Raw genomic sequence first — 20,543 nt, forward strand, 5'->3', positions numbered from 1 at the left:
GCACGACGAGGGAGTGTGACCGATGGATGAAAATATTTGGCTGGCGGAGCGGTTCGAGGCCCACCGGGCCCATCTGCAGGCCGTGGCGTACCGGATGCTCGGCTCCCTGAGCGAGGCGGAGGACGCCGTGCAGGAGTCCTGGCTCCACCTGAGCCGCGCCGACACGAGCGGCGTCGAGAACCTGGGCGGGTGGCTGACGACGGTCGTGGCGCGGGTGTGCCTCGACATGCTGCGCTCCAGAAAGGCGCGGCGCGAGGACCCGATGGCCGCGCCCGACCCCGCCGCGGACCGCGAGGCCGGGACCGACCCCGAGCGCGAGGCGGTGCTGGCCGACTCGGTCGGCCTCGCGCTGCTCGTGGTGCTCGACACGCTGACCCCCGCCGAGCGGCTCGCCTTCGTGCTGCACGACCTGTTCGCGGTGCCCTTCGAGGAGATCGCCGCCATCGTGGGCCGCTCCCCGGCCGCGGCGAGGCAGCTCGCGAGCCGCGCCCGCCGCCGCGTGCAGGGCGCGCCCCCGTCTCCGGACGCCGACGTCGGCCGCCAGCGCGAGGTCGTCGACGCCTTCATCGCGGCCATGCGCGGCGGCGACTTCGACGCGCTCGTGGCGATCCTCGATCCGGACGTCGTGATCCACGCCGACGCCACGGCCGAGCCCCCGGCCGGGGGCGAGGTCCGCGGCGCGCGCGCCTGGGCCAAGCAGGCGATCCCCGCCGCGCGCGGCGCCAGGTTCGCTCGCCCTGCCCTCGTGGACGGCACGGTGGGCATCGTCGTGGCCCCGCAGGGGCGGCTCTTCCGGGTGCTCCGCTTCACCCTCGAGCAAGGGAAAATCGCCCGGATCGACGTCGTGGGCGACCGCGAGCAGCTCCGCGATCTCGACCTGTTGGTCCTCGACGACGGACCGCAGCTGGAGATCTAGACAACCCGCGCCGGGGCGCCGGCGGCGCCGCGCTCGCCTTGCTCGGCCTCATGGCCCTCCGGCGCCGTCGCCCGGCGCGCGGCGGACCTGCTCTGCGCTGCGTCCCGGCGCCGCGTGGACCCGAGCCCACCTCTCGCGGCGGTCATTCACCACCTCATCCACTCAGTAAGGTGTTCCGTCCTTGCGCGTGTAGACGTACTTGCCGCCCATCTTGCGGACGGCGAGATCCTCGTCGGGATACTCCGCGCTGTCCTCGGGATCGCGGTTGCTGATCTCGAGGTAACGCGCTGGCGCGGCGCTGCGGTTGACGAAGTGATGCCCGTCGCGCGCGCCGGCCGGAAAGCCCGCGCACTGACCCGCCGTGAGCACCTGCTCGCCGTCGTCCGTGCGCAGCACCACCTCGCCCTCCAGCACGAAGACGAGCTCGTCCTCGTGAGAGTGGTAGTGCCGCAGCGCCGATTCCTTGCCCGGGAAGAGCGTGGTGAGGTTGACGCCGATCTTCGTCAGGCCGAGCGCGTCGCCGAGCGCGCGCTTCTCGCGCGGCGTGACGCGCGCGCGAAGCGGCTCGGGGTACGTCGAGGTGGTGCGGGGCTCGAGATCGCTGGGGTTCAGGGCAGGGCGTTCGAGGGGCATGGTCATCTCCGAGCAAAGCGGCTGCGCTCAGCGGCCGCGCGGTGTGGGCATGAGCGTGGAGGCGAGCGTCGCCGGGCTCAAGGGGATCGCGGGGGCTCACGACCAGCCCCGCACCCCGATCCTCTCCCGGAGGGCGAGGGAGGAGGCTCCCGGGAGCGCAGTCACACCGGACGGGCGCGCGCGGCCAGCAGGGCGGCACGGCGCTCCCACCCCCGCTCCAGCCGCGTCGTCAGGGGCCGCTGAGACGCTTCTTGGCGCGCGCACTCACGAACATCTCTCCGTCACGCGCCAGCACCGACAGCACGGCGGCGGTGGCTCGCGGGTGGTCCGCGACGGCGTAGCGGACATTCGCGTCCTCGTCGGTGGCGCGCCGCTCCAGGATATCGAGCGGACAGTCCGCGCGCCATACGATGTGACGGCGCACGACGAAGTCCGGGTCGTGTTCGAGGTCGAGCAGCAGGGACAGTGGACAGGTCTCGTTTCTGCCAACGAGCAAGCGCACATACGAATCGGGGTCGCGCGCGAGCTGCGACAGCATGCGCTCGCTCGTGCTCGGATTCTGCGCGACGGCGCCACGGACGAAGACGTCGGCGGAGTCGGCCAGCTGGACGAGTATCCGCTCCGGTGTGAGCGGGTGCTTTGCGATCTCGCAATGGTTGTCGCGCAGGGCGCTCGCGGTGGCGAGGATGTCCGGCGTCACGCCTGGATGCGCGAACACGGCGCGACGCAACAATTCGCGCGGGGCACGGCTCCATCGGCGCAGGCACGCTTCGGGACAATCGGGGCGCTTCACGAGCTCGAGCTTCACCCAGGTGTCGTCGTCGTTCGCGAGCACTTCGAACTGCTCGGCGCTCAGCGCGCGGCGCCGCGCCAGGCGTCGACGAACATCCGCGAGCGGGTCGCGCAGCAGGCCTTGCAGGTGCGCGGCGTCGAGCGCTTCGTGGGTTGCGAGCAGCAGACGCACGGCGGGCGGCGGACTGTCTGTGATCTGGGCGTAAAACGCGGCGGGGAAGTCCGGCCGCCGCAAGAGCGCGAGCAAGACGCGTTCATTCCGATCAGCGAACAGCTCGGGCATCCTCGCGTCGTCCCACGGCAGCGACGCGGCGGCGGTCACGCGATAAGAAGCCAGTCGGTGTTTCGCGAAGGCACGCAGTGTGTCGAGCGAGAGACCCATGCGCGTCTCGGCGACGAGCCGCACGGCTGCGTCGGCGTCGTGACGGAAGCGTTCGAGCCAGTCGCGCGGACACTCGCGATGCGAAGCGACGGCGCGGCGTGCCTGGCCTCCGAGCTCGGCAAACTCGACGAGCAGCGAAGCGGGCACCGGCTCGTTGCGCAAGATTCGCGCGAGGTCTTCGCTGAAGTGATGAGGAATCGCTGCGGCGCGTCGTGCGACCGCGCGCACGTCGCCGTCGCTGTCGGTCCAGAGCAGGCGGCGGAGCGCCTCGTCACAGCCTGGATGGGCGGCGACAGCGCACCGGACGGGGCGCGTGGGGTCACGCGCGAGCTGCGCGAGGACCTCGCGAGGAGCGCCCATGCGGCGGGCGAGGGCGCGACGAACGCCAATGGCCTGGTCGGTGGCGAGTGAGAGCAGCGTCGCGAGCGGCGTGTGCGGGTGCAGCGCCGCCTTGACGCGAAGACCTTCGTCGGGGGAGCGCGCGAGCGTCTGCAGATCATCGGCGCTGAGCTCTGCTGTCCGTCGCTTCATTCACAGGGAAATTTAGCAGACCCCCCCGTGCCAGCACAGGTCCGTCCCGCAGGCCCTGTCCCTTCACGCCACGCGGCCGCGGCCAGCTCAGAATCTGGCCCCCACCGCGACACGGAGCGTCGCGAGCTTGCCCTGCTCCAGGCCGAACCCGAGCGGCTCGTCCAGCGCCACGAGCAGCCCGGCCCGGAAGTACAGGCCCGACGCGGGTGGCTCCACCCCGACGAAGGGCTCGGCCGCGAGCTGCAGCTTGTCGGTCTGTGTGAGCGGGAACGCGGCCTGGAGCCGCGCGCCGACCCCGAACCCGCCCACGCTGCGCAGCTCCGCCTCGTTGCTCTGCTCGATGAAGAACTCCGTGTCGCCGCCGCCCGTGGGGATGGCGAACATCGCCACGAGATCGCTCCGCACATAGAGCGCCTCGATCGGGCGCAGCTCGATGCCGCCGCGGGCCCGCAGCGGGACGTGCTCCAGGAGCGCTCGCTGCGTGTCGAAGTACCCCCGCACGGCCAGCGCCGCCGCCGCGGCCGCTTTCGTGTCGTCGGACGGATCCTGCGTGATGGGGATGGAGGCCGAGAGCCCGCCGACGAGCATCAGCATGGGAGAAATGTTCCCGGCGTAGTGAAGTCCTATCGAGGGATTGCCGAAGAAGAACCCCTCGAGCTCCGGCGCGACCGTCGCCGCGTCGTGCTCCCCCGCGCCGGGCTCGCTCGCCTTGCTGCTCCCGTACGCAAACGGCAGCTCGGCGTCGAGGTGGAGCCCCCCGATCAGCTTGATCTGGGCGACCGCCGCGAAGGACGCCACGAAGGAGTTCCCCTCCCACGCGCCGCTCGTCCCGTCGCTGCTCACGGTTTCCCAGTCGGGGAGGTTCGCCTCGATGGTGCTGGTGAGCACGTCCGCCTCCACGCCGAGACGGAAGCCGTAGGACTTCGCCCACTGCGCTTCCGTGACGGTTTCCTCGGCGAGGGCTGGCGGGGTGAACGAGAGCAGGAGGGAGAGGGCGGCGAGGGACGAAGCAAGCTGGCGCATGCGGACAGCGTATCTTTTTTTCCGTCCGGGGCCATCCAGCGGGACGATGGGACAGGCAGCCCGGAGGAGAGGCGGCCGCTTGCCGGGCGCTCAGCTGTAGACCCCCTGCACGTACTCGGTCAGCATCTTGATCTCGGCCTCTTGCTCGCGGCTCACCCAGTGCACGAGGTCGCCGATCGAGATCATCCCGACCACCCGCCCGTCCTGGACCACGGGCAGGTGACGGCAGCGTCGCTCGGTCATGACCGCCATGGCCTGCCGCGCCGACGTGCTCGGCTCGACGCAGACGACCCCGGAGCTCATCACCTCCGCGACGGGCGTGTCCGCCGGATCGCGTCGGGCCAGGATCACCCGCGTCATCACGTCCCTCTCGCTGATGATCCCGCTCGGGGCCCCGTCGATGCTCACGAGCAGCGCGCCCACGCGCCGCACGCACATCGACTGCACAGCCTCGAAGACGGTTGCATCCGGCGAGATGGTGTAGACGTTCCGACCCTTCCTGTTGAGGATTTCGCCAATGCTATCCATGGTCATCCCCTTCCTGAGGGAATCATGACAAAAAAATCGCGCATGCAGCGTGCTCATGCGCAATTATTTTGGCTGCTTTTCACCTGGACGCCTGCCTCCCCGCGCTTCACGGCCGAGCTCGCCCCGCGTGGAGAGTGCGGCCGGGCCGAGGCGGCCGCCCTTTGTTGCATGGATATTTCAGACCGAGGGCATCGCTCTTTTCGACGAATCGATGAGGCCCTCTCCGGGCTGCCAGCCGGGGGGAGCTCTCAGTAAGCAAGCGTGCAGGTGTTGCCGGCTCCGCACTCTTCAGAGGTGACCGCCGCGACGACCTGGGACGCCGGCATCGGCGTGTAGCGGTACGGAATCGCGAAGACGGTGCCCCTCGAGTCGTTCAGGTCGTCGCCGGTCCCCTGGTTGCCGATCCCCTTCCAACCCCTTGGACTGCCCATGTCCGTCCAGATCGACCTGTCCTCATCGTAGACGCAGTTCTCGGCGATGAGCGCCATGTCCTTGCCCACGCCGTGGATCTGGCCGCCAGCGGTGTTGTGATAGTTGTTGAGCATGTGGACATTGCCGTACCGCCCGCGGGGCTGACGTGAATCGACGCGCTCGCCCCAGTGGCTGTTCATGTACGTGATGCGCAGCTTGCCCTGGCTCGCCGGCTCGTCGTCGCTGCCGGCGATCAGGTTCGAGAAGCGGTGCTCCTTGTCGTACGTATAGTAGAAGCGCGACCAGGAGACGGTGACGTAGTCGGCTCCCTGGGTGATGTCGCAGTTGCCGTCCTGGCCGTCGGAGATATCCAGGTGGTCCAGCCAGACGTGGTGGGCGCCGTTCCCCGTGTAGACGGCGTCTGCGCCGGCCTTGCACTCGTCGTAGCTGGCGCAGCGCGCGCCCCGCACGGCGAGGTTGCGGATGATGATGTTGTGCACGTCGTCGCCGCTCATCCGGATGTTGCCCGTGATCGTCACCCCGGGCCCGATGCCGATGATCGTCTTGTTGGCGCCCGGCGCGAGCGTCCCGCTGTAGTTCCCGGGCTTCACGAGGATGATCGCCGGGGTCGAGCCCTTCGCCGCGTCCTGGAGCTCTCTCATCGAGTCCACCGTGATGGCCGAGCTCAGATCCGTGCCGCCGCCGGTCGTGCCGCCGGCGACGCTCGCGAAGCCCGGAACCGCATCCGTGATACGGAGGTCCCCAACCGGGGTCGACCCGCCGGTGCCCCCGCCACCAGTGCCCGCTCCACCCGTGTCCGCTCCACCCGTGTCCCCTCCACCAGCGCCCGCTCCACCCGTGCCGGCCGCACCCCCGGTGACGCCGCCCGTTGCGCCGGTGGTGGCTCCGGCGCCGCCTGTTCCGCCCGTGGTGGTACCGGAAACGCCCGTGGTCGTCACGCCACCGCCGCCGGTCGTCTGCCCCGCGCCCGAGGTTCCTCCAGAGCCCGCGCCGCCGCCGGGCGTGACGTCGGGGTCCGTCGAGCTGCAAGCGATCAGCAAGCCGAGAATCGAGAAGGAGGCGAGTCGATACGCGTGGGTCATGGTTCCTCTGCGGGTGATGGAAGCCAAGCGTCTTTCCCTCAGGTTGCGCTGCGCCCCCGCCAGCCGTCACAAATCGCCGGGACGCCCCCGGACCGCGATCCGCGTCGAATCCTGGGGCGGAGCTCGGCCTTCGCAGCCAAGGGGCCGCGGGGCTCACCGTCGCCTTGCCGCTGCGCGCGGAAGGCGCCGGCGTGTCGGCACTCCTGGCTGGTTGTGCGCGTGGGCCTGCTGGAGGTGACAGGGGGGAGGCTCGAAGCGCGGCCCCATCCGTGCACCTGTCATCATGAAGTGGCACCGCCATTTTTCATGAACTCATTCGTCACACAAGATCTGTTAGCCTGGGCGCGCGACGTCGAACGCCTGAACGCCACCCAAAGGAATGAGAATGAGAAATCCGCTACTGGGAATCGCCGCAACGCTCCTCTTCGCCGCGGGCTGCACGACCGTCGAGAACGCCAGCCTCAGCGAGCATGTATCCGCGTCGGCGGATGCGCTCACGGAGGAGGAGTGCAGCGAATATTTGGATCCAGCGTTCGGCGACTGCAACGAGCCCGTCGACCCGATCAGCTGCCAGAGCATCGACTGGGACAAGGACCGCGAGCCCACTGGAGGCTACGCGTGCTTCGGGTTCAAAAGAGCCCTTGATACTTGCCGGAGCTGCAACAGATTGAACCTGCCCATGAACGAATACAGCCTGTGCAAGAACAAGCAATACATGGATTGCTTGATGAGCGGCTACCTCAACGATCACGGCCCTCTGTGCTTCGTGACCCCACTGGCAGCGATCGACGTGCACGCACCTCGTGCCACGCCGCGCGAGGCCTGCTATTACCTCCAGCAAACGGGGACATGGCCGCCGCCGTGTCCGACTGAATCCGCGTGCCCGGGCCCATGTGAATGCACGGGAGGCACGGACTACCTCGGCAACCCCGTATCGGCCACGTGCGGCGAGAACATCTGCGGCGCCGACCACCAGTTCTATGATTGCTCACAGGGGCAGTGGGCCGCCACCGGCGCCGCGTGCGGAGGATCGTGCCAGTGTACGGGCGGCACGAACTACCTCGGCAACCCCGTGACGGCCTCGTGCGGCCAGAGCGTCTGCGGCGCCGACTACCAGTTCTATGACTGTGTACAGGGGCAGTGGGTCGCCGCCGGCGTCGGGTGCGCAGGATCGTGTCAGTGTACGGGCGGCACCGACTACCTCGGCAACCCCGTATCAGCCTCGTGCGGGCAGAGCGTCTGCGGCGCCGACTACCAGTTCTATGACTGCGTACAGGGGCAGTGGGTCGCCACCGGCTCTGCATGCGGCGGGAGTGGCGGCTAGCACCACGGAGAAAGCGAGAATACACAGGGAGACGGGGAGGAGAGATACGAGGCTGTCCGGTTCTCCCGATGTCGCACCGAAGACGGTAACCAACGTGAACGTGGTCGTGAACGTGAACGTGGTCGTGGTCGTGGTCGTGGTCGTGGTCGTCGACGACACGATCGTAGACGTGAACGTTCCGCCGGTACCATGGTCGACGATTGTCGCGGCATCGAGCCCCTCGCGTGCAGAGGGAGCTGGCTGCTCAGCTGCGTCGAGCGGCGCTTTCCGTTCGGCTTAACATCGCGGAGGGCAGGGGAACGCCGGAGCGAGACGTTCACGTTCACGATTTAGCCGTTGACGACCACGACCACGACCACGAGCACGACCACGACGGCGTTGGTGACTGCTGGGGGCGCGGCTTGGGGGCCTGAACGCGCTTGGTTAACACCAATGCCGCGCCTCTCCTCCCCTCACCGCTCCACGCGGTCGAGCCAGGCGCGCGCGTCCTTCTCCAGCAGCGGATCCCCGAGCCGCACCGACAGCTCCAAGAGGTCTTCGAACTCCCGCCGCGCCAGCGCGTCATTGCGCGCGTTCTTCAGCAGCATGGCCGCCGCCCAGCGGCCGTGCAGCACGTCGTGCCAGTAGCCCTGCTCCTCCGCCCGCGCGATGAGCGCCTGCAGCCGCTCCCGCGCGTCCCCCGCCCCAGCCACCCCGTCCAGGTACGCGAGGTACATCCGGTTCGAGGCGGCCACCCGGTCGTACCCCGCCTCGTCCGCCCGCTCCAGCGACTCCGCGAAGAGCGACCGCGCCCGCTCGTGCTCGCCCAGCCGCACGCACGCGTACGCCAGGTTGTGAAGGTTCACAACTCCGTCAAACCGCAGCCCTAGCGCCCGGTCCAGCGCGATCGCGCGCTCGCACGCCGCCGCCGCGGCCCGGAAATCCCCCGCGTAGAGCTCGATCGTCACGACCAGCTTCGCCCGCACCGCCTCCGCGACCCGATCGCCCGGGGCGGCCGCCTCCCAGCGCGACAGCGCCTCCAGCGCCCCGGGCCGATCCCCCGAGGTCGCCCGCGCCAGCGCGACCGACTGGAGCGCCCGCGGATCGTCCGTCGGCCCGAGCGCGGCGAGGTCGAGCGCGGCCCGCCGCGCGCGCGCGAACTGCCCCTGAAGGCACGAGACCTCCACGTCGACCGTCAGCGCCTCCTGCAGGAGCTCGCGGCGCCCTACCGCCATCTCGACAACGTCGTCGAGCAGGTCGTGCGACAGCCGGAACAGGTTGGTCGCCCCGAGCGCGCGCGCGAGCTCGATGCGCAGCTTCACCCGGAGCTCCAGCGAGCCGACCGCATCGACGCGCGCGAGGATGCGGTCCGACGCCGCCGGCAGCGACGGCGCGCGGCGCGCGTGGCCGACCGCCTTCGAGAGGATCGCCACCCACCGGGCGAGCTCGTCGGGATCGCGCCGCGCGACGTCCGAGAGCTCGAACGCCCGCGTCATCGCCGCGATCGCCGCGTCGAACTCGCCGCGGCGCACCCGGACCCCCGCCGCGCGCGCCAGGTGCCCCGCCGCGCCGTCCGCGTTCCCGAGCGAGAGCGCCCCGTCCACGGCGCGGCCGAGGTGGCAGTCGACAAGCGCGAGCACCGCCGGATCGTCCCCGCCCACGCGCTCCAGCCACTCGGCCGCGAGCCAGTGGCCGAGCGCCCGATCCGCGTCCGTCAGCATCTCGTAGGCCGCGTCCCGCACGAGCGCGTGGCGGAACGCGAACTCCGGCTCCCCGCGGAACATCGACTCCGGCCGCGGCTCGAGGAGCTCCCGCTTCTCGAGCGTCAAGAGCCACGACTCGAGCTGCGGCACCTGCCCGCCCCCGCCGAGCATCGCCTCCAGACCGCCCCGCCAGAACACCTCGCCCATCACCGCCCCGGCCCGGAGCACCCGGCGCGCCTCGGGCTCGAGCGCCGCGATCCGCGACTGCATCATCGCGAGCACCGTCTCCGGCACCTCCCCCGCCCGCCTGTCCGCCGTCGCGCGCACGAGCTCCTCGAGGAAGAACGCGTTCCCCGCCGACCGGTCGACGAGCGCCGCGAGCTCGGCCTCCGGCGGCGCGTCGCCGAGGACCTCCCGCACGATCCGCTCGCACGCGCGGCGCGACAGCTCCCCGAGCCGCATCTCCGTCGCCTCGCGATCCTCCCACAGGCCCGGGAACGCCTCGCGCACCCCGGGGCGCGCCAGCGCCAGCACCATGAGCGGCTGGTGCCGCAGGAACCGGAGCGCCGCGTCCAGCGTGTCCACCGTCGCGCGATCGCAGAAGTGCAGGTCGTCCAGCACGATCAGCACCGGCCGCGCGTCGCACTCGGCCCGCAGGAAATCGAGCCACGCGCGCCGCGCCTGCTCCTCCATCACCGCGCGGTCCTGCCGCGCCGCGCGCAGCGCCGGGCTCTCCGGGAACGGCGTCCCGACCAGCTCGCCCAGCAGCTCCGTCACCCGCTCCCGCGCGGCCTCGCCGACGTGCCGCGCGACGCGCGCCGCCAGCTTCTCCCGCCGCGCCTCGACGGGCTCGTCGTCGAGCAGGCCCGCCGCGCGCCGCACCGTCTGCGCGAGCAGCCCGAGCGGCGCCCCGCCGCACATCGGATCGCCGTGCGCGCGCCACACCGTGACCGGCTCGCTGCGCGCCTCGACCCGCCGGAGCAGCTCGTGCGCGAGGCGCGACTTGCCGACGCCCGCCCCCGCCGTGACCAGCACCACGCGCGCCACCCCCTCGGCCGCGCACTCGTCGAGCACGTCCTCCAGCGCCCGGAGCTCCCGCTCGCGCCCCACGCAGGTCGTGAGCTTCCCGAGCACCTTGCGCCCGCCGTCCTGCGGCTCGCGCGCGCCGAGCAGCGTGGGGCCCTGGCTGCCCGCCGCGATCTCGAAGCGATCGCCGAGCAGCGCGGCCGTCATCTGATCGATGAGCACCGGCCGGCCCGAGGACGGATCCTCGGCGGCGTGGCGGACCCGCGCGTCGAGCAGCGCGCCCGCGCGGTCGATGACCTGCCCCACCGCCTGCGTCCCGGCGATGACGTCCCAGCCCGTCGCCAGCGCCACCCACGCCCCGGGCAGGAGCGCGTGGATCGAGAGCGCGCAGCGGGCGGCCTTGCCGGCGAGGTCCGTCGGCGAGCCCGCGCCGGCGACGACCGCGGCGACCGAGCCGTCGGCGAGCACCTCCAGGACCGCGCCGTGCGCCTGCGCGGCCTGCCGGACCTCGTGGAACGGCGTGGTCGGCGGCGGGGCGGGCCGGGGCCTGACCTGCGGCGCCGGCGCGAGCAGGCCCTCGGGCAGCGCGTCCTTGCTGCCGGAGACGACGGTCGCGTGGTGCCCCGACAGCATCGTGTCGCTCGCCCGCTCGGGGCCCGCGATCGCCTGCGGGCGGGCCGACGGGGGGCCGCGCCTGCCGGCGCTCATCTCGGCGGCGAGCACGACGCTGACGAGCCGGCGCTCGCTCTTCGTCAGCGCGGGCGTCGGCAGGCCGTTGCCCGTGGACATGTTGCCCTCCACGACGCTCAGCATCCGGAGCTCGGCGGCGACCTCGCCCGCGTCCGCGGGGCGCTCCGCGGGGTTCTTCGCGAGCAGCCGGGCCACGAGCAGGTCGAGCGACGGCGGGATGTTCGGGCAGAAGGTGCTCGGGCGCGGCGCGGCCTCGAAGAGCACCTTGGCGAGGACGGACAGCGGGTGCTGGGCGACGAACGGCGCCCGCCCGGTGAGGCACTCGAACAGCAGGCACCCGATCGAGTAGAGGTCGGCGCGCGCGTCGACGTCGACGTCGCCGCGGACGCGCTCCGGCGCCATGTAGGCCGGCGTGCCGATCGCCGATCCGGTGAGGGTGAGCTCGTACGTCGCGTCGGCCTGGCGCGCGATGCCGAAGTCGATGAGCTTCGCGCTCCCGATGTCGCCGCCGGGCAGGAACACGTTGGTCGGCTTGAGGTCGCGGTGCACGATGCCGCGCGCGTGGACGGCGGCGAGCGCCTCGGCGACGCGGCCGACGAGCATCAGGCTGTGCTCGATCCCGAGCGGCCCGCGCGACAGCCGCGCGCCGAGGTCCTCGCCCTCGAGCCACTCCATGGCGAGGTAGTAGAGGCCGTCCGCCGTGACGCCGTGGTCGATGTAGCGGGCGACGACGGGGTGCTCGAGCTCGGCGAGCAGGCGCGCCTCCCGCTGGAAGCGCACGACGTGCTCCCTGCCCTGGTTGAAGATCACCTTGAGCGCGACCACGTGGCCGCTCTGCCGGTCGAGCGCCCGCCACACCGCGCCCATCCCGCCGGAGCCCGCGAGGCGTTCCAGCTGGAAGCGGTTGGCGAGGACGTGACCTGAATGCATGGCGCAAGTATCGGTGTGCAGACCTCCGCGGTCCAGGCGGCCGGGGCGCGCGTGGACCGCGAACCGTGGGCCCACCGCCCACGCGGAGCGCGAGGATACTCATCTCGCGGCGCGGCGACGAGCCTCGAAGGCCCGCGGGCGCAGCCGCCGGGCCGGCGGGAGCGGCGGGAGCGGCGGGAGCGGCGGGAGCGCGACCGCGGCCCGCCCTCGCCGGTCGACGGGGCCGCTCACGTCCACGCCAGCGCGCCTGTCGGGCGCGCATGGGCGTACGCGCGGCCTAGCGCCGCCTGCGCCGCCGCGGCGGAGACCTCAGCTGGCGAGGCGCTCGAGCCGCGCGTCGACCTCGCGCTCGGCGTTCAGCCAGTCTTCAACGGGGTTGTTCCGGAAGCCGGCCCTCTCGGCATATCCATAGGCCACCTTGGCGATCAGGCCGTGGCGCTCCTCGCGCGACGGCCGCGGGCGCGGAGGCGCGGCCTTCGGGGCACCGGCGCTCGCGCGCTCGGCGGCGCGCTCCACGGCCGCAGAGGGCATCTCGACGGCGGCGGGGGCAGAGACCGCGCTCTCGGGCTGCGCCGAGGCGACCGGGCTCGTGGCCCGGGTGGTCTTCGTGCGGGCCGGGGTCTTGCGCTTCGAGCTCATCTCGTCGTCTCTCCTTTCGGGTACACGGGTCGACTAACCCAGGTCCGCGCGTACGCACAAATTTTGAGCACGTAGTTTCTCGGCGCCCCCCCGCCGCCGGTCGGGATCTCCCTTCCAAGAGACCGTGATTCGCGGTAGAGTCGATGTCGCTGACCGGGTGAGATCACCCGGCATGTGTCAGCCACCATCCCTCGTTGTTCGTCGCCACCTCGTGACCGACGTTCATCCGCCGTCGTCCGTCTAACGTCCATCTGTCGTTCCCACCGTCGTTCCAGTTCTCGCTCACGGCGGCCCATCCCTGGTCGCCGCCTGCGCCGAGGACAGCTCGGTAATCCAGAAAAACGGCAGGCGCGTCGCTCGCCGTCTGCCCATGAATCGAGGAGATGCGATGTGGAAGAAAGCGCGGCCCCTTCCCGGCGCACGGAACACCTCTGCTCGTCCGGCGGCGGGATGACGCGCGTCGTCTGGGTCGAGGACGACAGCGAGGTGCGGCTCATCGGCGCCTCGGAGCGCTGGGCGGGCGCGATGGAGCAGCTGCGCCGGCTGGCGGAGCACGAGCGCGCGCCGCTGCTCATCACGGGCGAGCCTGGCACGGGCAAGGAGCTCTGCGCGCGGCGCCTTCACGCGGCGAGCCCGCGCGCGGGCGGCCCCTTCGTTGCGGTGAGCGCGGCGCGGCTGCCGGCCGAGCGCCTCCGGGAGGAGCTCTTCGGCCTGGCGGCCGGGGCGGACGGGCGGCCCGCGGCGCGCCCCGGGCTGCTCGAGCTGGCGCGGGGGGGCACGCTGTTCCTCGACGAGATCGGCGCGCTCCCGCTCGAGCTCCAGCCGCGGCTCCTGGCCGTGCTCGACGGGGAGCCGCTCTGCCGGATCGGCAGCGGGGAGGCGCTGGTCGCGGACGTGCGGATCATCGCCGCGACGAGCCAGGATCTCGCCGCGCGCGTCCTCGGGCGGTCGTTCCACGAGGCGCTCCACCGGCGCGTCGGCGGGCTCGCGCTCTCGCTCCCCCCGCTGCGCGAGCGCGACGGCGACGTGCGCGGGCTGGTCGAGCACTTCCTCCAGCGCCAGAGCGGCGCGACGGGGCTCGCGAGCGCCGGGGTCACCCCGCGCGCGCTCGCGCAGCTCGAGGCGTACCCCTGGCCGGGGAACGTCCGCGAGCTCCGGGGCGTCGTCGAGCGCGCGTTCCTCCGGGCCCACGGCGCGCCGCTCGATCTGGAGCACCTGCCGCCGGAGATCGGCGCGGCCAAGCGTCCGCCGGCGCCGCCGCGCTCGGGTCCGCCGGGCGCGCTGCGGCCATCGCCGCCCGCGCGCGGCAGCGCGTCGCTCGGGGAGGCCGTGCGCCGCCACATCCTCGCGGTCTACGCGGCCCAGAACGGCAACGTGACCCGCACGGCGAGCGCGCTCGGGATCACGCGGGTCTCCCTCCGCCGGCACCTGCGCCAGTACCTCGCCGCGGACGCGCGCGACAAGGAGCCGCTGAGCGATCGCTAGGGCCGCGCGTCAGGGATCCCGCCTGGAGCGACCTGGTGAACGCTCACACGACGCGAGCTGGCGTGCCCTCGCGACTCGAGAGGCCCAGTCGGCACCAGGCGGCCCGCGCGCCCCTCTCCTCAGGACGGCTGCGCGAGGCCGAGCTCTCCCTCCGGCTCGACGGGCAGCTCGACGAGGAACATGGTCCCTGAGCCCAGCCGACTGCGCAGATCCACGCGCCCTCCATGCGCTCTTACGATCTCCCGAACGAGGTACAGCCCGAGCCCGAGGCTCTGCGCTTGATGAAGCGCCGTCGCGCGCTCGAACGCCTCGAACACGCGCCGCTGGTCGGCCTCGGAGATCCCGATGCCCTGATCGGAGACCGAGAGGCGAGCGACGGCCCCGTCCCCGTCGGTGACGATCCGCACCGGCTTTCCGGCGCCGTACTTCATGGCGTTCGTGAGCAGGTTCGTCGCGACCTGCTCGAGCCGCAGCCGATCCCACTGGCCCACGACGGCGCGCTCCGCCTGCACGTGGAGCGCACATCCAGCCAGCTCGGCCTGCTCGCTCAGCCGCCCGACGACGTCCCGCACGAGGGCCGCCAGGTCCACCGGCTCACGCGTCAGGGCGAGCCGCCCCTTCTGGACGCGCGAGAGGTCGAGCAGGCTGTCGATCAGCAGGTTGAGCCGGCCGAGCTGGCGCTTGAACGACGTGAGGGACGACGAGAGCCAGGACGAGGAGACCGTCTCTCGCTGCTTGATCGATCGCGCGAGCGCGTCGAGCTTCAGATGGAGGCCTGTCAGCGGCGTCTTCAGCTCGTGGGCGAGGAACGCCGTGCGCCGCTCCGCGGCCTCCGCCGCCGCCCGCGCCTCGCGCTCCCTGGCGAGCAAGAGCGCGTTCTCGAGGGAGATGGCCGCTTGCGTGGCGAGCAGCTCGAGGGCGAGGAGCCGCTCGGGCGTGAACGCGTGCGTGGTGACGTTGTTCTCGAGGTACAGCAGGCCGAGCACCTCGGCCTGCCGCAAGATGGGAACGCAGAGGACCGACCTCGGATTGTGCCGGACGATGTACTCGTCCCCCGAGAACCTGCCCGCCTTCGCGGCGGCGTCATCGAGGAGCACGCGCTCCTTGGTGAGCCGCACGTAGTGGAGGAGCGAGGCAGGGAGGAGCGGAGAGGACGACACCGGCAACGACTGGAGAACCCTGGTCACGGTCCCCTGTCGCTCCTCGATCGCGGCCTCCGCCTCGATCGTCAGGCCGCCGTCCCGCACCAGGATGAGGCAGCCCTTCTGGGCACCTCCCTGCTCGAGGACGAACTCGAGCAGGGTTCGCAGGAGCTTCTCGAAGAGGATCTCGCCCGAGATCGTCTGCGACGCCTTGACGACCGCGAGCACGTCGAGCAGCTCCGTGCGGGCCGCGAAGGTGGCGGTCGGCTCGATCGGCCGCCGCTCGAGGAGCTGCGAATGGCGCTGCTCGAGCTGCTTCACCTTGCCGTCGGCCCCCCAGCGCACGTAGCACGAGCGGGCCTCGCGCAGGTACGTATCGGAGAAGCGCTCGAACCCTCGCGCTCGATAGAACCGAGACGCGAGCTCGTAGGCGAGCGCCTCGATGTGGACGAAGCCGCTCTCGCGCGCCGCGCGGATGGCCTCTTCATAGAGGCGCATCGCGTCGAGGTCCCGGCCCTCGATGCGGGCGACCTCGGCGGACACCAGGGCGTAGCGGCTCCGGAAGTTCTCGGGGCAGCCTTCGGCCCAGCGCCTCAGCTTCTGGAGCGCGCTCTCGAGCGCCTGAGCGAACCGCTGCCGCTGCTCGGCCGGCGCCTCGGCGTGGAGGGCCGTCACCGTGAGCGCGTGGTAGAAGTGGTGCGTCGCTTCCATGGCCAGAGACGCCGCCTGCCCCTGCATCAGCGCGGCGGTGGCCGCGGACTCCAGCGCTTCGGCGTGACGCTCGTGCGTGAACGCGGCGATCTGCTTCATGATATGAACCATCGCGATTCCAAGGCCGAAGCCCGCCTTCTGGAGGATCGCGAGGGAGCTCGCCTCGTCGAAGTCGCCGCCGTCGAAGCTCGTGGGCCCCCGCGTCGCTCCCTTCAGGCTCGCCGCGAGCTGCTCTTCGAGCCGGACCACGTGGTACACCACGTCGTTGTGGGTCTGCCGGGCGAAGGCGGTGTATTTCCGCGCGACCTCGATGACGCGGTCGAGCGGATCGCCGTTCTCGAAGACGACCCACACCATGTTGTACGTCAAGTAGCCGGCGAAGATGAAGTCTCCGACGTCGAGGCAATCGAGGAATGCCTTGTCCATGAGCGGGATGCTCGTCGCGTAGTGCCTGTGCCAGATGCTGATGACGCCCGCGTGGTGGAAGAGCAGCCTCCCCTTCAGCATGGCCGTGACGCTCTTGAATTTCTCGTTCAGCCTGAGCGCCATCTCGGAGAACTCGAACGCGCAGGGGACGTCGCCGAGGATGGACACCATGACCGCGGCGTAACAGCTATAAACGAACGAGGACTCCTCGGCGTGTCCGTGCTGCAGGGACGCGTTCACCCCCTTGGCGGTGAGCAGCGGCCAGAGCGCCGGTCGCACGGAGAACACGAGTGGGGCCGACTCGGCGACCAGGCTGATGAACGCCCGCACGTCTTCGTCGGTCGCCACGGGCGCGTCGACGAGATCGGCGATGCGGCGCCCGCGCAGGGAGATCGGGACCTGCCGGATCTCGGCCTCCACGGCGGCGTGGATCTCCTCGTCGGCCTCCGGGAGCGTCGCCCCGTAGAGCCGCAGGCCTTCGATCATGACCGTCATGGCGTCGCGGTGCCGTCCAGCGATCTGGTAGAGCCGCATGCGCAGCCGGTGGGCCCTGGCCCGGTCGGGCCTGGAGCGGGCGTTCTGGAGGATCAGATCGAACAGCTCGTCGGCCGGCTGGAAATTGCCGGCGATGGACTCGCATTCGGCGAGCTCCAGGTGGAGCCTGAACGTGTCCTCGTACCGCGCGCTCCAGGCGTCCTGCGGCAAGAGGGACGTCGCCTGCGCCAGGTAGCTGCGCGCGGAGGCGTAGGCGACCGAGGCCTTCGCCTTGATCCCTGCCAGGAGGTTGAGCCGGCAGAGCGCCTCCCTCTCGCGTGGATCGGTGATGAGGTGGGCGCCGTGATTGAGCTGGGTCGCGACGTCGAAAGCCCGCTCCTCGACCGCCCCGCCGGGCAGACGAGACACGAGGCGCCGGCCGATCTCGAGGTGCACAGCGGCCCGCCGGGCCTCCGGGATGAGCGAATAGGCCGCCTCCTGGACGCGGTCGTGGAGGAACTTGTAGGTGCCTTCGTGGCAGAGGACGAGCCCCGCGAGGATGGCCTGCCAGACCTCCGCGTGCAGCGCCTCCTCCGAGCGGTCGCACGCTATCGTCAAGATGCCGACCTCCGCGGCGCTCCCGAGGCAGGCGAGCTGCTTCAGCGCCTCCTGGGTGCCAGCGGGGAGCCGCGCGAGCTTGTCGACCATCAGATCGACCACGTTGTCGGTGAAGCCCTTGGCGCGGATCTTCGCCATGTCCCACCGGAAGGCGCCCGCGTGCGGGTCGAGCTCGATCAGCTGCTCTTCGTGGAGGGCGAGGAGAAACTGGATCGCAAAGAAGGGGTTGCCGGCCGTCTTCTCGTGGACCAAGGCCGAGAGCGGCGCGGCGTCCTCGGGGCGGCACTGAAGCATATCGCTGACGAGCATGGACAGGTGCTCGCGGGAGAGCGGGCCGAGCACGAACTCCCGGACGCGCGCGCCCTCCCTCCTCATGCCGTCCAGCGCCGTCATGAGCGGGTGCGAGGGGGTCACCTCGTTGTCGCGGTACGCGCCGATGACGAGGAGATGGCCCATGTCGAGGTGCGTCACCAGATCCTGCAAGAGCGCGAGGCTCGCCGAGTCGGCCCACTGGAGATCGTCGAGGAAGAGGACGAGGGGGTGCTCCTTCCGGGCGAACACGCCGATGAAGTGCCGGAAGACGGTGCGGAACCGGTTCTGCGCCTCGACCGGCGGCAGCTCGGGAGCCGGCGGCTGCGGGCCGATGACCAGCTCGAGCTGCGGGATCAAGTCCACGATGAGCTGCGCGTTGACCGTGAGGACCTCGAGCAACCGCTGCTTCCAGGCCGCGATCCTCTCGCTGTCGGCGAGGAGCTCGAGCACGATCTCCTGAACGGCCTGCACGATGGTGGAATAAGGGATCTCGCGCTTGTGCTGATCGAATTTTCCCGAGGCGGAGAACCCCCGCTCGCCCGCGACGGCCCTGTCCAGCTCGTGGACCAGCGTCGACTTGCCGATGCCGGAGTAGCCCGAGAGGAGCACGAGCTGTGGAGATCCGGTGTCGACAACGCGCTCGAAGGCGCGCAGCAGCACCGCGATCGCCTCGTCGCGCCCATAGAGCTTCTGCGGGATGCGCAGGCGGCCCGACGCGTCCTGCTCGCCCAGCGGGAACGGCGCGACGTTGCCGTCGCAGCGCCATGAGTCGAAGCACCGTTTCAGATCATGGCCAAGGCCGCGGGCCGTCTGGTAGCGCTCCTCGGGCATCTTCGCGAGCAGCTTGATCACGATGCGCTCGGCCACCTCCGGCACGTCGGGGACCACCTTAGACGGCGCCGCGAACGCGCGGGCGACGTGACAATGGATCCATTCGAGCGGGTCGCGGGCGTCGAAGGGGAGCTTCCCCGTGAGCATCTGGTAGAACGTGACCCCCAGGGAGTACAGATCGCTGCGGCTGTCGACCCCACGGTTCATCCGCCCTGTCTGCTCGGGCGACATGTAAGGGAGGGACCCCTCGATGAGGCGCGCTGGCTCCAGGGCGTGCTGTTCGCGGGAGAGCCGTGAGGCGAGCGCGAGATCGGCGATCTTCACCTCGCCCGTGGCGGGAATGACCAGGATATTTGCGGGCTTGAGGTCTCTGTGAACGACGCCTCGCTGATGGATGTCGGAGACGGCATCCGCGATGCGGGCGGCGAGCTCGAGGAACCTGCCGATCGCCATCGGCGCGCCGAGCAGTCGATCGAGCGGCTCAGCGCCCGAGTCTTCCATGACGAGGGCGAGCGCCCCATCGTACATCTCGAGGGCGAGGGGCCTGACGACGGCTGCCACGTCGAGCATCTTGCCCGTCTCGTACTCCCTCTTGAGCCGGGCGAGGTCCTGCGGCCGGCAGCTCCTCGGGTCGAGCACCTTGAGGACCACCGGATGGCCGTCGGCGTTTCGAACAGCGCGGTACACGGCGGTGCCGCGGCCCTCGTGAATGGTCTCGCAGATCGTGTACGGAAAGGGAGGGGACGGGCTCGTCATGCAGGCGATGGGCGAGGCAGCCTCGGCAGTGGCAGCAGGAGCCCCTTCCCCGAGAAGGTATACCATTCCCCGCCCCCGCATCATGGCCAGCGTTGGGGACGATCCGGCGCGGATTCGCGTCAGCCGGCGGGCTCGGCCACGCGCGGGCCCGAGGCGCCGTCGCCAGGCTGCCTCGGCCGAGAGCCGCTACGTTCAACGCGCCTCAGGCGATCGAGGACGGCGCGCTCGACGCCCTGGGCGTGCGGGCCGTCCGGCTCACGCCGTTCCAGGAGAACCCTGCCGGCGCCTACCTGGCGAGCGACGGAGTCCGCCAGTTCACCGGAGTTCAATCACGGTTACCCTCCGCGCATCGGCACGGTCATTTCGGTCAGCACCGCGCGCTGGCCGCCGAAATAGTCCTGGGGCGCGCAGCCGAGGGCGCGCGTGAAGACGCGGTGGCATTGCGCATAACTCCCGAAACCGACGGCGTACGCCGCGCGCGCGAAGCTCGCGCCGCGATCCACCTCGGCGACGAACTGCATCAGCTTGAGCCGCGCGCGGTACTCGACGACGTTCACGCCCACGTCCTTGCGAAAACGCCGGCTGATCCCGCTCTCGCCCGTGTGCAGGCGCGCCGCGAGGGCCGCCCCGGGGAGATTCGGATCGAGCCGCAAGAGCTCGAAGATGCGGCGGCTTACCACGTGGGGGAGCGGCACGTTCGACAGCGACCGCTCGAAGAGCTCCGCGAGGCGATGCTCCACGACCGAGATGTCGCGCGCTCGGTCGAGCGCGCCGAGGAGCGCGAGTTCCTCGGCAAGCACGGCCGGCGTGAGCTGCACAGCGTCGAGCGCGACCTTCGACGCGGCCCCGGCGACGCGAGCCCCCAGCTCGGGGCGGAGCGCCGCGACGTACAGAACGAAATCGCTGCTCTCCTCGAGGAGCGCGTGATCTTGCCCAGGCGCGAAATAGAGCAGCGTGCCCGCCACGAGCGGCACCACGCGCTTCCCTATGCCCATGATGCCCGTGCCGCGGGCGACGAGGTTGATCTCCGGCTCCTCGTGGAAATGCCGGGGCCGACGGTACTGCGGCTGGTGACGGAAGACCTGGGCGCGCCGGCCGGCGAGCATCGGAAAGGGCTGGAACAACGCGGGCCGAGCGCTCAAGGCCAGGTCAGTGTGCGGCAGCGGGGACGCGGACAG

At 71.1% G+C, this 20,543-nt stretch carries 14 protein-coding genes; 5 read left to right on the plus strand and 9 right to left on the minus strand.

From position 1 onward, the window contains the following. Nucleotides 1-22: 22 nt before the first annotated feature. Nucleotides 23-916 carry a sigma-70 family RNA polymerase sigma factor gene (locus WME73_RS37640; protein WP_437912694.1) on the plus strand — a complete coding sequence of 298 codons (894 nt, stop codon included), beginning with the start codon at nucleotides 23-25 and terminating at the stop codon, nucleotides 914-916. Nucleotides 917-1,078: 162 nt separating this feature from the next. On the opposite strand, the gene WME73_RS37645 is transcribed toward WME73_RS37640, so the two are convergent. From WME73_RS37645 to WME73_RS37665, 5 genes are all read right to left on the minus strand, one after another. After that, on the minus strand, nucleotides 1,079-1,549 hold the full coding sequence (locus WME73_RS37645; RefSeq protein ID WP_437912695.1) for a cupin domain-containing protein: 471 nt from the start codon (nucleotides 1,547-1,549) through the stop codon (nucleotides 1,079-1,081). 229 nt (nucleotides 1,550-1,778) lie between these two features. Continuing rightward, nucleotides 1,779-3,254: a hypothetical protein gene (locus WME73_RS37650; RefSeq protein ID WP_437912697.1), complete on the minus strand. Its 1,476-nt coding sequence runs from the start codon at nucleotides 3,252-3,254 to the stop codon at nucleotides 1,779-1,781. Between the two features lie 87 nt (nucleotides 3,255-3,341). Continuing rightward, complete coding sequence (locus tag WME73_RS37655; protein WP_437912698.1) at nucleotides 3,342-4,277, minus strand: hypothetical protein; 936 nt, start codon at nucleotides 4,275-4,277, stop codon at nucleotides 3,342-3,344. Nucleotides 4,278-4,367: 90 nt separating this feature from the next. Then, a complete protein-coding gene (locus tag WME73_RS37660; protein WP_437912699.1) occupies nucleotides 4,368-4,805 on the minus strand; it encodes a CBS domain-containing protein in 438 nt (145 codons plus the stop codon). A gap of 248 nt (nucleotides 4,806-5,053) precedes the next feature. Further along, a complete protein-coding gene (locus tag WME73_RS37665; RefSeq protein WP_437912700.1) occupies nucleotides 5,054-6,319 on the minus strand; it encodes a pectate lyase family protein in 1,266 nt (421 codons plus the stop codon). A 385-nt stretch (nucleotides 6,320-6,704) separates the two neighbouring features. Between WME73_RS37665 and WME73_RS37670 the strand changes: the two genes are divergently transcribed. Genes WME73_RS37670 through WME73_RS37680 form a run of 3 tightly spaced genes read left to right on the plus strand, consistent with a single transcriptional unit; the run spans nucleotide 6,705 to nucleotide 8,056 of the window. Beyond that, nucleotides 6,705-7,643 (plus strand): hypothetical protein, encoded by a 939-nt coding sequence (locus tag WME73_RS37670; RefSeq protein WP_437741138.1) that lies wholly within the window; start codon nucleotides 6,705-6,707, stop codon nucleotides 7,641-7,643. After that, nucleotides 7,633-7,923, plus strand: a complete 291-nt coding sequence (locus tag WME73_RS37675) for a hypothetical protein (RefSeq protein ID WP_437917532.1) — start codon at nucleotides 7,633-7,635, stop codon at nucleotides 7,921-7,923. Before WME73_RS37670 ends, WME73_RS37675 begins: the two co-directional genes overlap by 11 nt. Further along, nucleotides 7,868-8,056, plus strand: a complete 189-nt coding sequence (locus WME73_RS37680) for a four helix bundle protein (protein WP_437912702.1) — start codon at nucleotides 7,868-7,870, stop codon at nucleotides 8,054-8,056. The genes WME73_RS37675 and WME73_RS37680 overlap by 56 nt, the downstream gene beginning before the upstream one ends. A 39-nt stretch (nucleotides 8,057-8,095) precedes the next feature. Here the strand turns inward: WME73_RS37680 and WME73_RS37685 are convergent, their stop codons facing one another. Continuing rightward, nucleotides 8,096-11,971, minus strand: coding sequence for a protein kinase domain-containing protein (locus WME73_RS37685; protein WP_437912704.1), 3,876 nt, complete (start codon nucleotides 11,969-11,971; stop codon nucleotides 8,096-8,098). Nucleotides 11,972-12,280: 309 nt separating this feature from the next. Continuing rightward, on the minus strand, nucleotides 12,281-12,610 hold the full coding sequence (locus WME73_RS37690) for a DUF2934 domain-containing protein (protein WP_437912705.1): 330 nt from the start codon (nucleotides 12,608-12,610) through the stop codon (nucleotides 12,281-12,283). A gap of 390 nt (nucleotides 12,611-13,000) precedes the next feature. Here WME73_RS37690 and WME73_RS37695 point away from each other — a divergent pair, with 390 nt between their 5' ends. Further along, on the plus strand, nucleotides 13,001-14,095 hold the full coding sequence (locus WME73_RS37695; RefSeq protein ID WP_437912706.1) for a sigma 54-interacting transcriptional regulator: 1,095 nt from the start codon (nucleotides 13,001-13,003) through the stop codon (nucleotides 14,093-14,095). A gap of 119 nt (nucleotides 14,096-14,214) precedes the next feature. Here the strand turns inward: WME73_RS37695 and WME73_RS37700 are convergent, their stop codons facing one another. Then, nucleotides 14,215-19,365: an AAA family ATPase gene (locus WME73_RS37700; protein ID WP_437912707.1), complete on the minus strand. Its 5,151-nt coding sequence runs from the start codon at nucleotides 19,363-19,365 to the stop codon at nucleotides 14,215-14,217. 335 nt (nucleotides 19,366-19,700) lie between these two features. Further along, nucleotides 19,701-20,489, minus strand: coding sequence for a helix-turn-helix domain-containing protein (locus WME73_RS37705; RefSeq protein WP_437741144.1), 789 nt, complete (start codon nucleotides 20,487-20,489; stop codon nucleotides 19,701-19,703). Nucleotides 20,490-20,543: the final 54 nt, after the last annotated feature.

The sequence above is a fragment of the Sorangium sp. So ce302 genome, assembly GCF_051530145.1.
GTDB lineage: Bacteria > Myxococcota_A > Polyangia > Polyangiales > Polyangiaceae > Sorangium > Sorangium cellulosum_B.

Bases quoted from the DNA above. Each gene is read 5' to 3' on its own strand.
- WME73_RS37640 (WP_437912694.1), top strand. From the start codon at position 23: ATGGATGAAAATATTTGGCTGGCGGAGCGGTTCGAGGCCCACCGGGCC.
- WME73_RS37645 (WP_437912695.1), bottom strand. From the start codon at position 1,549: ATGCCCCTCGAACGCCCTGCCCTGAACCCCAGCGATCTCGAGCCCCGC.
- WME73_RS37650 (WP_437912697.1), bottom strand. From the start codon at position 3,254: ATGAAGCGACGGACAGCAGAGCTCAGCGCCGATGATCTGCAGACGCTC.
- WME73_RS37655 (WP_437912698.1), bottom strand. From the start codon at position 4,277: ATGCGCCAGCTTGCTTCGTCCCTCGCCGCCCTCTCCCTCCTGCTCTCG.
- WME73_RS37660 (WP_437912699.1), bottom strand. From the start codon at position 4,805: ATGGATAGCATTGGCGAAATCCTCAACAGGAAGGGTCGGAACGTCTAC.
- WME73_RS37665 (WP_437912700.1), bottom strand. From the start codon at position 6,319: ATGACCCACGCGTATCGACTCGCCTCCTTCTCGATTCTCGGCTTGCTG.
- WME73_RS37670 (WP_437741138.1), top strand. From the start codon at position 6,705: ATGAGAAATCCGCTACTGGGAATCGCCGCAACGCTCCTCTTCGCCGCG.
- WME73_RS37685 (WP_437912704.1), bottom strand. From the start codon at position 11,971: ATGCATTCAGGTCACGTCCTCGCCAACCGCTTCCAGCTGGAACGCCTC.
- WME73_RS37690 (WP_437912705.1), bottom strand. From the start codon at position 12,610: ATGAGCTCGAAGCGCAAGACCCCGGCCCGCACGAAGACCACCCGGGCC.
- WME73_RS37700 (WP_437912707.1), bottom strand. From the start codon at position 19,365: ATGACGAGCCCGTCCCCTCCCTTTCCGTACACGATCTGCGAGACCATT.